A 14,198-nucleotide genomic window follows, 5' to 3' on the forward strand; every position below is an offset into this window, starting at 1 on the left:
GTAGTCTAGACAAGAACTTAACGCTTGGTTTTCTATGCACATTGCCGGCTTTCTGATTACCCTTGGTGTCCTTTTCCTTGCCGGATTGGCGGCCGATCAACTTGGCCGGGCCACGCATCTTCCTCGTGTTACAACCTTACTGTTCCTCGGCCTGATTGCCGGGAACGCAGGGTTCGGGGTGATCCCGGTCGACGTTGCCAAGTGGTTCGATGAGATCTCCATTGTTGCCTTGACGATGGTCGCGTTTCTTCTTGGAGGATCTTTGACCCGCAAAAACCTGGTTCGGCATGGCCGAGCCATTCTGACGATTTCGATTTCAATCGTGGTTGCAACCCTTGTTATTGTGTCGGTTGGACTGACCGCGATTGGCGTACCGTTCGGGTTGGCGTTGGTGCTGGCGGCAATTGGCACGGCTACAGCTCCGGCCGCCATTGCAGACGTGATCAAACAATCTGGGGTGTCCAACAGCTTTACCGAAACATTAAAGGGCGTAGTCGCAATTGATGACGCTTGGGGTCTGATCGTTTTCAGCATCGCCTTGGTTCTGGCCGGTCATTCGGATGGTTGGGCCACCGTCACGACCACAGCGATGTGGGATTTCGGAGGGGCGATACTATTGGGTACCGCACTGGGCGTGCCATCCGCTTACCTGACAGGCCGCTTGAAACCCGGAGAACCCATGCAGGCAGAAGCAGTGGGCATAGTCTTTCTGACAGCGGGCCTCGCGCTTTGGCTGGAGGTTTCATTCTTGGTAGCAGGCATGGTTGCGGGCGCAGTGATCGGAAATCTTGCCCGCCATCACGACCGTGCTTTTCATGAGATCGAGCACATTCAATGGCCATTCATGATCCTGTTCTTCTTATTGGCTGGCGCCACATTGGATATTGAAGCCTTTGGCTTGATGGGCTGGGCTGGTGCACTTTTCCTGATCTTGCGCGCCGTGGCCCGCCTTGTCGGGGGTTATTGCGGAGCGAGGCTGGGCGGCCTGCCTCGCCGTGAGACCCGCTGGTACGGTCCCGCTTTGTTGCCACAGGCCGGTGTTGCGGTCGGAATGGCCCTTGTAGCTGGAGAGCAATTTCCGCATTGGGCCGCGTCGATCATGGCCATTACTCTGGCCAGTACTGTGGCCTTCGAGGTGTTGGGGCCGCCGTTGACTCTCATGTCGATCAGACGCACGGCGGATACCGACTAGCGGATTGGTCAGCGCCTATTCAGACTGGATCGATTCAAGAAAAGCGAGCAAATTCGCCAACGGCAGGCCAACCATCATAGATTGCCCATTGGGCAAAGCCACCGCGATTTGCTGGTCTGTCTCGAACACCGCGCCAAAGATTGGCATTTCGCCCCCATGAGCGAGCAATTGTGAACGACCATCAATCTGTTCAGCTATGCGAACTATCGGAAACACACCGTCGTTTTCGCCCGCCAATTTGGTGAGGTCAGGTGTTCGAATAGCAAGCATTTCGGCCATTGGCCCATCTCCGGTCGCTTCGAAACCGTGACATTGCCAACAATACGTCCGGTACAAATCACTTCCCTCGCTGACGCTGACCTCCTGCGCTAGTGCAGGCCCCGTGACTAACAGTGCCAGTAAAATCCCTCTATAAACCTGCATATTGTCCTCCAAATCGCTGCCACAAATGATGATCCCATTAAACAGCATAGTTAAGGTACGTCTTTGACCCTGCTCATGTTGCACGCGCCGAGTCTAATCCAAGCCAGCCACCAACTACGCCACTTCGTCATTGACCTCACCACCATCGCGCCCTGACGGCACTCCTTCCAATGCGTTCAAATGCCAACGAATTCGCCAGAGGTGATAAGACACACGATGCAACCATCTGAGAGCATCCAGCCGAGCCCAAACTACATCGTCCGGCAGACTGTCAGTCGCAGCGTCGGAGATGAGCAAGTCTCTGCGAAGTTTCCTCTGTCGTCGAAGAAAACGGCGAACGCGGTTCAGCGTGTTTTCACACTGCGCTGGATTGTCGACTTCCAAGTAACCATCAGTTGCTGCAATCATCACCGAAGCAAGCCGGTCCAAACGCCGGTCTTTTGGTAACTCGCTTATCCGATCATCTTGGCTACACCGGTAAAGCAGCCGGTCAAGATGATCGAGGACATGGTACATACCCTTGATGCTGGATATCTCTGCGTCGGACCTGCTGGGCAATTCTATCTTGTCTAGGTACGAGCGCGCTTCAGATACAGCAGTCTCAATGTTGTCCCGCCCATAATCGGCTCTGCTTGACTGCGATACTCCCATACATGACCAGAGGTGCGCTACTTCGGCCCTTACAATTTGTTCGACTGCAGCTTTTGCTGCATCCACAGCTATTTCCGGCACCCCGAGGACGAGAGGATCCAAAGATCTCGTTAACTCAGCACCTCGGTCCGGTACGAGCGCCTCGACAAATCTGGCGAAGGGTTTGGCGAACGGCAAGATCAGCGCTATGCCAATGGCGTTGAAGAAACTATGGAACGCGACAAGCGCAGTCAGAGAGTTTCCAGTCCCCGCCCCGCTTACAAAGACCGCAGTAAACGGCCCCATCAGGAAAAATGCCATTACCCCTGTCATCACGTTGTAGATCACGTGAGCAAAACCGGTGCGGCGCGCCATCGTGCCCCCACCTAAGGTGGCCAGAACAGCGGTGAAGGTTGTCCCCACGTCCATTCCAATGACCAGAGCCGCCGCTTGAGGGAAGTTCACAGCACCGGCGCTCAACGCAGCCAACGCCGTTGCAACACCAGCACTCGAAGACTGCGTCACCATCGTTATCAGGACGCCGATCAATACAAGCTTCAGCCTGCCAAGCAGTGTATCTGGCGGAAAATCGGCAGGAGTGACTACGCCGCGAAACGCGTCAAGCCCGGACTTGAGTTGCTCGATCCCAATGAAAATCAAACTGAACCCGGCCAACGCCAGCCCAAGGCCGGAAATCGCTCTTCTTCCCGAAAGCGCCAGCAAAGCCCCAATAAAAACAACCGGCAACATCACTTGCCCCAAGTCTAGCTTGAACCCCAAGAGCGCGACGAGCCAACCTGTCATGGTCGTTCCGATATTGGCCCCAAAGATGATCCCAAGCGCTTGGGGAAACGTGAGCAGACCAGAAGCGACAAATCCAACGGCCGCAACCGTGGTCGCACTGGAAGATTGGATTGCAGCTGTCGTGACCGCGCCTGTTACGGCCCCGGTAAACGGTGTCGACGTGAACCGGCCCAAAATATCTCGCAGTCGCGCCCCTGCCAAAGCCTTCAATCCGTCCGTCATCAACAGCATTCCGACAAGGAACAGGCCGATGCCACCCAAGGCTGGTAACAGGTTCCAGAACATCACGAATAGCTTTCCACCCTAAATCTCACACCGCCGAACATGTTTGCTTTGCCTTTAAGCCCGACGACAAACGACGGTTGGTTTGCGTTCAGCCTCGCAGACCCGACACCGCGAGTTGATTGACATAGATCAAAGCACCAACATGAATTACATAGTGAAATTCGAATGTTTCAACATACTCTAGGTGCTGTCAGACGAATTCGAATTCGTCTCTGATAGGCCAGTGATATTGTCCTTTATCCCGCGCCAAGTTCGCGCCACTCGGCAAGAGCGGTGGATCGTGTCAGCTTGAAGGTGTCTCGGCTGGCGAGCGATCTTTCCTGGTTGAAGTGGTTATAGACAGAGGAATGGACGGAGGCGAATTTCTGCAAACTTCGCATGCGCCTGAAACGCTGCATGGCGCGTTCTCTTCGTCGGAACGGCAGATGAGAATTCTCAACGCGGTTGTTGAGCCATCTGCCCGTCATTTGCTTTTCCAACGCACCCATTTCTCTGAGCGCCGCCTTGTAGGATGCGAAGCGATCTGTGACTAATTCTTCAGCTTTGCCGTGCCGCTTCATTAATTTCCTGAGGAATTTCAGCGCTGCAGCTTTGTTTCGGCGTTTGGTGACAACGGCTTCCAGCACCTCGCCTTCGTGATCAACAGCTCGCCACAGATAATGTCGCTTGCCATTTACCTTCACAAAAACCTCGTCGACATGCCACTTCCATTTCGAGAATGCACGAAGTTGCTGGACCCGTTTGCGTCTAATCTCAGAAGCAAACATTGGGCCGAACCTGTTCCACCAGTATCGGACGGTTTCGTGGCTCACGTCGATGCCTCGCTCATGCAGCAGATCTTCGACATTCCGAAGCGAGAGTGGAAACCGAATATACAGCATCACCGCAAGACGGATGATCTCGGGACTGGTCTTAAAGTACTTGAAGGAGGCAGGTTTGGTCATTCCCAAACGCTACGCATACCCCCTGCCCCGTTCAAGCAAAGTTCTTCTGACAAGACCTTTCATACGAGTGATCTTTCCGAAACGGTGCATCAAAGTTAACGTTTCTTTTCAACCAGTACTTTGATCCCGGTCAATTGACTAATCACGGCTTAGGTGCTGTCAGACTAATTCAAACCAGTCTCAGCTAGGCCAATATAGTTGCCCTTTAAGTTGCACCAAGTTCGCGCCACTCGGCGAGAGCAGCGTTACGTGTCAGCTTGAAAGTGTCTCGGCTGGCGAGCGATCTTTCTTAGTTGAAGTGGCTTCAGATAGAGGGGTTGACGGATGCGAATTTCTGCAAACTTCGCATGCGCCTGAAGCATTGCATGGCGCGTTCTCGTCGCCGGAGAGGAAGATGCGAATTCTCTACCCGGTTGTTGAGCCTACGGCCCTTTAGTTGTTTTTCGAGAGCACCCAAATCTCTGAGCGCCGCCTTGTAGGATGCGAAGAGGTTTGTGACTATTTCCTCTGCACAACCGCGTCGCTTCATCAATTTCTTCAGAAAATTTGACGCTGCAGTTTTGTTTCGGCGTTTGGTGACAACGGCTTCCAGCACTTCACCTTCGTGATCGAGGGCCAGCCAAAGATAATGCAGCTTGCCATTCACCTTCACGAAAACCTCGTCCACGTGCAACTTCCATTTTGAGAATGCGCGCAGTTACTGGACGCGTTTTCTGCGGATCTCTGCGGCGAAAACTGGACTAATCCTGTTCCGCCAGTACCGGACAGTTTCATGGCCAACGTTGATGCCTCGCTCATGCAGCGGATCTTCGACATTCCGAAGCGAGCGCGGGAAGCGGGTGTATAACATCACCACAAGGCGGATGATCTCGGGGCTGGTTTTAAAGTACTTGAAAGAGGCAAGTCTGGTCACGGGCAAAAGCTACGCAACTGCGTTGCCTGCCTCAACCCAAGCTCTTCTGACAGTTTCAGGCCAGCGTTTTCAAAATCTTCAACCGCGTTTCTTCTATCGTACAAGAGGTCTTAATATGGTTCCAATCAATCGGACCCAAGTGCTTTTGCAACTGACTTTCAAGCACTCTCGGAGTCGCATCAGAAGCTGATTTAGGCCGTGTCTGAACGCGTCGTTTGAGTTCTCCCGGCGCCGCGGTTAACCAGATGCCGTCGAAGCGAACGCAAGCTTCTCGCGCGACCAGTTCGACTTCCTTCCTTCGGCTAGGGCGATCGTAAACGGCGTCGACCACCACCGCGCTTCCACCGCTTAAAAGTGAGCCGGCTCGCTGCGCCATTGAACCATACACCCTATCCGAAACCTCAGGCGCATAGGCATGGTCCGGCAACTTGGTGTGTGGATCGCACCCAAACATTGCTTTGCGAGTCCTGTCACTTTCTATCACCCTTGCACCCGGCGCAGATCCGATGGCAGGAGCGATTGCACTCGACATAGTCGACTTGCCGCTACCACTGAAGCCGCCGATCGCGACTAAGCGTGGCTTCGAGGCACCCAAGATAGATATTGCCAGATCGTAGTAACTGCGGGCGTCTTGCCGCTTGTCGTTTGCGTCTTCGACATGTGGGTCTTCGGATTGGGTCGCGAGGACATGCGCTCGGACCGCTGCTCGAAGAGCAATAAAAAACGGCAAACAAGGGTAACCGTCTTCTTCTTCCGAAACATCTAGATAGTGATTTACGACGAGGTTCGCGAACTGAAGTAAATCTCTGTGCCAAAGGTCCATAGCTAAGAAGGCTAGATCATAAAGAACGTCAACTGTCGCCAGTTGGTCATTGAAATCGATGCAGTCGAAGAGTCTGGGGCGCCCGCCGTAAAGGCAAATGTTTCGAAGATGAAGGTCACCATGGCACAGTCTAACGCAACCACGCGCGGCGCGTTTGTCGAGGATAGGTGCCTTCTGCTTCAAGTCTGCGTGAAAAGCCCCGTCCATTAGGTCAACTTCAGCCTTGGAAAACACCGAACTTTGCTGAAACCCCGCATGATTAATATCTAGGACGGCTTCGATATTTTCACGCCCATTGGCTTGGACCTTTTTTGCCAACTGATGAGCTTTGGCGATCGTCTTGGCCAGGACACTCATCACGTCCGCATTCAACTCTCCACGCACAGCCATTTGGTCCAGAATTGCATCTTGATCGAAGCGTACCATCTCAACAACTGCGTCAACAAACTCGCCCTGCCCGTCCAAATTCAACCCTGAGCCGCTTCGAGTAATGTGCCGCACGCCGAGATAGATTTCGGGCGAAGTGATTTTGTTAAGTTGCAACTCCTTTGCGCATGCCTCTGACCGAATTTCAGAAGTTGAGAAGTCTGCATAAGGCAAATAGACCGCCTTCTTCAGCTTGTATGCTCGACTTCCGGCAAGAAAAACGATTGAGATATGTGTTTCGATAACATCGATTTTATTATTGATGCCGTACGTGGCTGGGTCCGACAGGAAAGCCACTACTTCGCTTTGGTCTTCAACAATCATCTTTGCCTCCGGTGACCAAGAAAAGTCTGTTTCGGCTCGGTGTTCACGGCACGTAACTAAGCGGCTTGGGAGATTGAATGCTCTCCAGATACTCGGTCAACGCGATGAGTTTGGCAGGAACTTCTGCTACCAAGCCATTTCCCGTATCAAATTCGACCGTAGAGCCTTCGCTTAACTCGGCGATAACGGGCATGTCCTCACGTGGGTTCGTTGTTTTTAGATAGCCATCCAAGATCGACATCACTTCTAGCATTGGCCAAACCCCGCTTCTTCGGTCGGCAATCTTGGTCAAATCCGGAGGTTGTGTTTTCACGGCTGTCGCCGCAAGCCCATTTCCCTGTGCATCAACGCCATGGCATTTGGCGCAGTGTGCGATGAATAGATCTTCGCCTTGTGTTGGAACTGTTTCCGCCAAACTCTGAAACGGATAAAACACGGAGCCAACCAGGATTACTGCCGTCAGTTTTTTCATAGTCTCAAGCCCACTAAAATTGAGTTTTTTGCCCTTCAAGATTTGAAGCAAGTCAGCGTCCTTAGGGGTGCCAACTCCACTTGTTTTCGTTGACTTCGGAAACGGCTATTGGAGCGGGCAGCAAAAAGCGAAAAACAGCTTAACCACTTAACAAGCCTATCTTAGCATTCGAAACCCGTCCAACTCCTTGATGTGGGGCAGATGACCAAGGATTGGATTCGTTTGAAAGTTCACACCGTTTTCGTATTTGTCACCCGCTGGCATACAAAAAAGACCCTGCATTGCGCGTGCGCCAATGGTGGTAAGGCGCAACAAGAAATATGTATTCAGCGGTAAAGATCTGAGAGTGCTTTCTCATACTTTGCTAGAACTCTAGCTCGCTTAGGCTTTAGTGTCGGCGTGATTAGACCGTTTTCTAGACCCCAGGGTTCAGTCTCGATGACAATGTCGCGGATGCGGGCAAAGGGCGGGATATCTTCCAATCTATTTGTTAGATATTCAACCAGATTCCGTCGAACTTCTTCGGACATTGGGTTAGCTAAGGAAACATCCGTCTTTTCGCACCAAGCTTGGAATTTCGGTGCATTTACAACGACAACCGCCGAGCACCATGGCTTGCTATCACCCAACACACAGACCTGTTCGATCAGAGGATCGGCAGCCAGAGCTGCTTCTATAGGCGTTGGATTGACGTTTTCCCCGGTCGATAGCACGAGGATGTCCTTTATTCTTCCCCTTATATAAACACGCTCATCGATTATCTCGGCCGCATCGCCTGTACGAAGCCAATAATCTTGATCGAAGGCATCGTTTGTCGCGTCTGGGTTATTCCAGTAGCCGATCATAGCGCTCGGTGAGTGGATCAACAGTTCTTGCCGATCACCTATTTTTAGTTCGCTGCCCGGAAGCGTGAAGCCGACGCTGTCACAGCGACGATCATCAATTGTCGACCCGGTTACTGCAGGTCCAGCCTCTGTGAGTCCGTACCCCTGAAGCAGCGGGATTTCCATTGCTGCGAAAAACCTAGATGTATCTGCGGACAAAGGCGCACCACCGCAAACCAGCATTCTAATTTGCCCCCCGAAAACTTCGTGCACACGCCTGCTGACACGTCTACCGATCAGGGTCCAATAAAGGTTAGCCACAATAGAAGGAGGCGGCAGTTTATTTTCAACAACTTGCCGACGGCGCCAGCCGATTGCCTCTGTCCAAGCTAACAGCCTGCTGGCTATTACCGAACCTTCTGCTTCCGAAATCACTTTATCATGGACTCTCTCGAAGAGTCTCGGCACCGCAAGCATGACGGTCGGACGCAGAGCCCGCATGTCTTCAGCCAAGTCTTGAATGGAGCGCGCGAAAGCCACCGGGCTGTTCGCAAGCATGGGACAGATATAGCCCAGGGTTCTCTCGAATGCGTGGGCCAAAGGAAGGACGGACAGGAATAAGTCCTTTTCGGAAATTGGATTGATTTCGCCCACAGTCGCCGCGTTCCAGAGGAGCGCTTTGTAAGTTAGCATCACACCCTTAGGAGGCCCCGTAGTGCCGGAGGTGTAAATAAGTGTCGCCAAATCATCTGGCGAACCAAATTCACCTCGATCTTCTTTGTAACTTCCGATCTCTATGTCGGGGCAAACCATCGCTCGACCTTTATTCGGCCCTTCCCCACTAACCAGCCAAACTTGTTTCAATACGGTCAAGGACTTACGTTCAGCCCCCAAATCTTCCCATCTATCGATACTATCGGTCACACATAAAACTGCACCGCTGTCGCGCAGAACGTGACAAATATTGGCAACACTATCCCGCGTGTAGACCGGAACAGTTACCAACCCCTCGCACATGGCCGCCAGATCAGTGACTATCCAATCGACACAGTTCGGTAAGAAAATCCCGATCCGATCCCCGGCGCGCAAATCAGCTTGCGCGAAGGCAGCGCGGCGTTTGACAACACGCTCATTCACCATGCGCCAAGTCAGTGTCCGCCAGGCACCGTTCACGAATTGAATATAGGCGGGGCTATCAGGCGTATCGTTGACCCTTGCTTCGAATGCTTCGGGAATCGTCTGGCACAGCGCTACATCCGCCCCGCTGGTTGGCGATTTCTCAAGCATGTTTAATTTTCCGAGATCGCGTTCAAAACCTCCATGATTCAAATCAATTTCATTCAACGTTTGGCGGGTTAACCTGTCGGAGTGCGCCTTGAACGGCTCGACAATTCGAAGCTTGGAAAGAAAGGTTCGACTTATGGCAGGAACTACTTCTTCACCAGCTACACGAATAATGTCCTTGACGAAACTCGTGCAAAACTCAGGGCTGTACCCAAACAACCCTATCGTAAACAGCGCGACGACCGAGCCTGTGATATGGGTCGACGGTCGAGATCATCTGCTATTTTGCTCCAACAACCTACTAGGCCTTTCCAACCATCCAGACGTCAAAGCAGCGGCCCAAAAAGCACTGGAGCGCTACGGGCTCGGATCCGGCGGATCACGACAGATGGCAGCGAACATCGATGTTCACAGAGCGCTCGAGCAGCGTATCGCCGAATTCGTTGGCCAAGAAGACGCGATCTGTTTTGCGGCAGGGTACATGGCTAACGTCGGGGTGATCCCTGCGCTTATGAAAGTAGACTTTCTTCAGTCTTTGGCCGAAACCCATCTTGGCCATCCCAGCCAAGACAAGCTTGGAGAAAATGACGCCGTTGGTTGGGAGGTGTTTAGTGAAGAACTGAACCACGCAAGCGTCGTAGACGGCGTCCGCCTTGCTAAGGCGAAGATCAGCAGGTTCCCACACAAGAATATGAAATACCTCGCTAAGGCAATTGGCGAATCGAAAATGCCTTCCAAGCTTTTGGTAAGTGATGGCGTTTTCAGCATGGATGGAGACATAGCTCCAATCCCGGCGATGGCCGATTTGGCTCGCGAGCACAATGCCATGCTGATGATCGATGATGCACACGGGGTCGGTATGCTCGGGGCCAATGGACGGGGGAGCCTCGAACACCACGGGGTCGCCACAACCGACGTGGACTTGCAAATGGGGACATTTACAAAGGCTTTTGGAGGCGTCGGTGGATATGTTTCCGGGGATCAGGAAGTAATCGACTTTTTGCGTATTTCTGCACGGACATACATCTTCTCCGCACCATTGCCGCCAGCCATCGCAGCCGGGGTAACCGAAGCTATCGACATTGCTGAACGCGAGCCTTGGAGACGCGAAAAAGCGCTTGAGAATGCATTTTATTTCAGACGTGAAGTGGAATCCCGTGGGTATGAAACTCTTGGCAGTGAAGCACACATTGTCCCAACCTTGATTGGCGACGAACTAAAAGCGGCCGAGGTTACCCGCCTGCTTAGACATCGCGGTATCGTCGCACCACATGCTCGTTACCCCGCTGTTGCGCTCGGCCAGGCTCGCATCAGGTTTGTAATGACCTGTCAACACGAACGCGAGCAGATTGACTTCCTGCTGGGTTGTCTTGCCGAAATGCGTGAGAGCCTGAACCTTTAGGAGCGCGTGACGTTGGAACCGCTAGACAACAGAACGGCGCTCATTACAGGAGCATCTTCGGGGATTGGGCGGGCATTTGCGGAAGAATACGCATCCGAAGGCGTCAATTTACTCATCGTCGCACGTCGGAATGATCCCTTACAATTGTTGGCGTCACAACTGCGATCAAAGTACGGAATAGACGTCCAAGTTTGGGTTGGAGACCTTGCTATCCCTGAGACGCCTCAAAGTTTGTTCGATTATCTGATTGAGCAAAACATCCAAGTGGACATCCTTGTGAACAATGCCGGGTTCGGCGTTCCTGGAAACCTGTGTGAGGTGGAATGGGACAGGCATCGAGAAACCATCGAAGTCATGGGCGCGGCTCCAGTGCGACTATGCTATCTTATTGCTCCCGCAATGCAGGAAAAAAGATCAGGGCGGATCATAAACGTATCCTCGCTGGCGGCATTTGTTCCACCTCACGCAGGAGGAACACTGTACTACCCTTTAAAATCGTACCTTGCTCAGTTCTCAATCGCATTGCGGGCGGAAATGAAACCAAGCGGCGTGCACGTTACCGCTGTGTGCCCCGGCTTCACACGCACGGGATTTCAGGCCGCAGCAGGTGGAACAGTAGAATCCGTCACGATCCCAAAGTGGATGTGGAGCGAGCCGAATGATGTCGCGGCTACCGCGATACGCGCCGTAGAAAAAAACCAACCAATCTGTATCCCGGGTTTTTTCAATAGGGCTGTGGCATTGTTCTTCAAGATCATACCCGGTTCGCTGGGACGCAAGATAGTTGGCGAGTGACCGATCAGAAGACGTCACCAGCACTCACCATTACAGGACCGTTTCGCAACTTCGCGATCATATCCTCGCCCATTCCGACTACGTCGATCCTCAATTTAGCTGAGCCTGACATGGCATGAGATAAGAGGCCCATTTTTCCACATTCTCGAATGCGACGTAAAACGCCGCTTCGTTCATCAAGCATTATCAGGCCAATCTTGGCTTGGTAATGATGCAAGCAGGCTTCCAATAGCTTAAAGAACACCGCTTCCTGTCCCTCTTTCACGACCAAATTTCCAAATCTGACGACCCTAAGATCCTGCAAACAGAAAACGCTATTTAGCCCAGGCAAATATGGGAGAATCCTAAGAAAAAATGCCCCTTGGATTCCGGGCATCGAGACGATCGACCACCTCAACAGTTCTGCCTGAGCAAGCGCTATTATCGCGTCTCCTTCTCTTACAGCAAAACACTCATCCGATTTGAATGAAGAGCGGAAGTCGGTCAATTCGTGGTCTTGATAAGCCTGCTCCAACTCGGCCAAAACCTGTTCCGCTTCCTCGGGACGGACCATGCCCACTTTTGGATCCTTGCGCGGAAAAAACCGCGAAAAAAGAGCCAGAGGTATGTTGGCCTCAACCGTATGACCAATCTGATCCGATAGGTGGAGCGAGTATTCAGTCGTTTCTTCGACATAGGCAAATCCAAACCCCGGTGACCCGACGGTCGAGATGCAATAATTCCGAACATGCTCAATCAGCTGCCCTGCAAGTCCCTCGTGCTGTCTATCTGGTCTAGTCGAGGCCATTACAAAGTGGAAACCATGGCACCTTTTCCCCGCTAACAATTTCAGACACTTATCCAGAACGAAAACGCAAAGCTCTTGCCCGGCATCAGACAAAACGAAAAAACTTGGGTCACGCAACCGAGCCAACTTATTTGGGACATCAATAATGCGGTATTTCGTGGATCGGCTCCCCCAGACTGTATGTCCGAGCAATTCAACGGTTGCCGCCGAAGGTTCATCCGATCGCGTGATCAGTCTGAGTAAGCTGGGGTCTTGCCAAATCAACTCAACCGTCATGAGTTTGACCTTCGTTTGACTGGCACAAAATCGCCTTGCGCATGTCATCGAACAACTTGGCATCTGTCACGATCCTGGGAACCTTATATTGACCGCCCAAGCCACGACGAGATTTCATCCATCTGAGGAACCCTCCCGAGGAAACGAAATTCACCACTGGTGCTGTAAGAGCGAGACCTCTTGCACGTAACTCGGAATAATCTTCATTTCGGCTGCACAAGACTTTGTCGACTTTTGAAGCGAACGTTTCCGCAGCATTCGGATGAGGTTCTCCCTCTACTTCGACGAGATAGAGATGGCGATTGCGCTGATCTTCGCAAACTGCGCCCACGCTATAGTCGACAACGGAGAGTCCTGTGTTCGATGCGGCCACAGCTACTGCCTCCGCGATTTCCGCTTCAATCAGATGTTCACCGAAGACGGACAGCCCGTTTTCCACTCGCCCGACCACCAACAAGCGCGGTGGCGAGAGATCCAAGAAGCGCACAATATCCCCTACAATATACGACCACAGTCCGGCGGCTGTTGAAATTGCCAAGGCGTAATCAACTCCGGTTTCAATATTTCCAACCCAGTACCGTTCGGGATTTTTGGAATGGAGCTGTTCCGCCGGAATAAACTCAAAAAACACATGACCATTAAGGTGCAGGCGCATACCCTCCCCGTCGCCTCGGTCGGCGTAGGCAAATACGCCCTCGCTGGCAGAGTACATCTCTCGTGTTTCTGCGTGGCCTCCCTGCATCAGCGCCACAAACCGCTGCCGGTACGGAGCGAAATTTACGCCACCGTGAACGATAAGCTCTAGGTTTGGATACCAATCGACTAGTTTTACTCCCGAAGTGTCCCGATCTTTTGCGAGTTCGTCCAAAAAGATAAGCAACCAGTTTGGTGACCCCCCCAAAAAACGCACATCTCTCTGCAAAGATAGGGGTGCCAGACGGCGGATCTTTTCCTCCCAATCTGCGATCCCGGCAATATCGGGGGTTGGCAACACTCGACCCTCAAACCAGTTTGGCATTGCACCGGCAGTGATGGCACTGACGGTACCCACATCCACCTCTGGAGTGGCGTGCTGCAAGTCAGTTGGGCCGGTCAAACCAAGTACAGAGCCCCCCAGCACCCTGCTGCCCGGTCGATTAACAAAGTGGTGACACAAAAGATCTAGAAATCCGCGCGCCGCAGAACGCCGCATCTCGGTCGAATATGGAATGTATTTGGAGCGACCCGTTGTTGTCCCGGAGGTCATTGCAAAATGCGGAATTCGCCCCGGCCAAGTTTGGTCGATGAGATCGGGGTATCTTGCCTGCCACCACTCCTGCCAGAACTCGGCGTATTGGCGGATAGGCACTCTCTGCTGGTAGTCTCCGAGTTTGGAGATTTGGTCAAAGCCATGGGCTTGTCCGAACTTCGTTTTAGACGCGCGGCGAACAAGCCTAGTCAACAGCGTCGATTGAACAACAGAGGGGTTCTGTCGATTCAAACTCCAAACCCTAGCCTTCGCGTACCGACGAGCCAATGGGCTGAAGTCGATCATGCGACTGGATCGGCTAATTGCTCGTGTCGGTTGAGGTTTGTTCATCGCCTAGGCTGCCCA

11 protein-coding genes and 1 pseudogene are annotated in these 14,198 nt (G+C 52.6%); 3 read left to right on the top strand and 9 right to left on the bottom strand.

What is annotated here, in order from left to right; translation table 11 throughout:
- The first annotated feature begins 34 nt into the window (after positions 1-34).
- Positions 35-1,192, top strand: a complete 1,158-nt coding sequence (locus ACR0JW_RS06965; protein ID WP_480713741.1) for a cation:proton antiporter — start codon at positions 35-37, stop codon at positions 1,190-1,192.
- Positions 1,193-1,207: 15 nt separating this feature from the next.
- Here the strand turns inward: ACR0JW_RS06965 and ACR0JW_RS06970 are convergent, their stop codons facing one another.
- The 7 genes and pseudogenes from ACR0JW_RS06970 to ACR0JW_RS07000 form a co-directional block, all read right to left on the bottom strand.
- Positions 1,208-1,699 (bottom strand): c-type cytochrome, encoded by a 492-nt coding sequence (locus tag ACR0JW_RS06970; protein ID WP_480713742.1) that lies wholly within the window; start codon positions 1,697-1,699, stop codon positions 1,208-1,210.
- Between the two features lie 30 nt (positions 1,700-1,729).
- Positions 1,730-3,334, bottom strand: coding sequence for a Na/Pi cotransporter family protein (locus ACR0JW_RS06975; RefSeq protein ID WP_480713824.1), 1,605 nt, complete (start codon positions 3,332-3,334; stop codon positions 1,730-1,732).
- A gap of 236 nt (positions 3,335-3,570) precedes the next feature.
- Entirely contained in the window at positions 3,571-4,278 is a 708-nt protein-coding gene (locus ACR0JW_RS06980; RefSeq protein WP_170680624.1) for an IS6 family transposase, read from the bottom strand.
- A gap of 205 nt (positions 4,279-4,483) precedes the next feature.
- Positions 4,484-5,191, bottom strand: a pseudogene (locus ACR0JW_RS06985) (IS6 family transposase).
- Between the two features lie 55 nt (positions 5,192-5,246).
- Positions 5,247-6,764 (bottom strand): bifunctional aminoglycoside phosphotransferase/ATP-binding protein, encoded by a 1,518-nt coding sequence (locus ACR0JW_RS06990; RefSeq protein WP_170680627.1) that lies wholly within the window; start codon positions 6,762-6,764, stop codon positions 5,247-5,249.
- Between the two features lie 43 nt (positions 6,765-6,807).
- Entirely contained in the window at positions 6,808-7,287 is a 480-nt protein-coding gene (locus tag ACR0JW_RS06995) for a cytochrome c (protein WP_170680630.1), read from the bottom strand.
- 275 nt (positions 7,288-7,562) lie between these two features.
- Complete coding sequence (locus tag ACR0JW_RS07000) at positions 7,563-9,404, bottom strand: AMP-dependent synthetase/ligase (RefSeq protein ID WP_480713743.1); 1,842 nt, start codon at positions 9,402-9,404, stop codon at positions 7,563-7,565.
- A gap of 112 nt (positions 9,405-9,516) precedes the next feature.
- Between ACR0JW_RS07000 and ACR0JW_RS07005 the strand changes: the two genes are divergently transcribed.
- Together ACR0JW_RS07005 and ACR0JW_RS07010 are read left to right on the top strand one after the other, a co-directional pair.
- A complete protein-coding gene (locus ACR0JW_RS07005) occupies positions 9,517-10,746 on the top strand; it encodes an aminotransferase class I/II-fold pyridoxal phosphate-dependent enzyme (RefSeq protein ID WP_480713744.1) in 1,230 nt (409 codons plus the stop codon).
- Between the two features lie 12 nt (positions 10,747-10,758).
- Positions 10,759-11,541, top strand: a complete 783-nt coding sequence (locus ACR0JW_RS07010) for an SDR family NAD(P)-dependent oxidoreductase (RefSeq protein WP_170680639.1) — start codon at positions 10,759-10,761, stop codon at positions 11,539-11,541.
- 4 nt (positions 11,542-11,545) lie between these two features.
- On the opposite strand, the gene ACR0JW_RS07015 is transcribed toward ACR0JW_RS07010, so the two are convergent.
- A complete protein-coding gene (locus ACR0JW_RS07015; protein ID WP_170680641.1) occupies positions 11,546-12,604 on the bottom strand; it encodes a hypothetical protein in 1,059 nt (352 codons plus the stop codon).
- On the bottom strand, positions 12,594-14,138 hold the full coding sequence (locus tag ACR0JW_RS07020; protein WP_480713745.1) for a GH3 family acyl-acid amido synthetase: 1,545 nt from the start codon (positions 14,136-14,138) through the stop codon (positions 12,594-12,596). Before ACR0JW_RS07020 ends, ACR0JW_RS07015 begins: the two co-directional genes overlap by 11 nt.
- Positions 14,139-14,198 lie beyond the last annotated feature (60 nt).

The sequence above is a fragment of the Ruegeria sp. BG6 genome (assembly GCF_056538465.1).

Coding starts and splice junctions, on each gene's coding strand:
- ACR0JW_RS06965 (WP_480713741.1), top strand. CDS start 35: ATGCACATTGCCGGCTTTCTGATTACCCTTGGTGTCCTTTTCCTTGCC.
- ACR0JW_RS06975 (WP_480713824.1), bottom strand. CDS start 3,334: ATGTTCTGGAACCTGTTACCAGCCTTGGGTGGCATCGGCCTGTTCCTT.
- ACR0JW_RS06980 (WP_170680624.1), bottom strand. CDS start 4,278: ATGACCAAACCTGCCTCCTTCAAGTACTTTAAGACCAGTCCCGAGATC.
- ACR0JW_RS06990 (WP_170680627.1), bottom strand. CDS start 6,764: ATGATTGTTGAAGACCAAAGCGAAGTAGTGGCTTTCCTGTCGGACCCA.
- ACR0JW_RS07005 (WP_480713744.1), top strand. CDS start 9,517: ATGTCCTTGACGAAACTCGTGCAAAACTCAGGGCTGTACCCAAACAAC.
- ACR0JW_RS07015 (WP_170680641.1), bottom strand. CDS start 12,604: ATGACGGTTGAGTTGATTTGGCAAGACCCCAGCTTACTCAGACTGATC.
- ACR0JW_RS07020 (WP_480713745.1), bottom strand. CDS start 14,138: ATGATCGACTTCAGCCCATTGGCTCGTCGGTACGCGAAGGCTAGGGTT.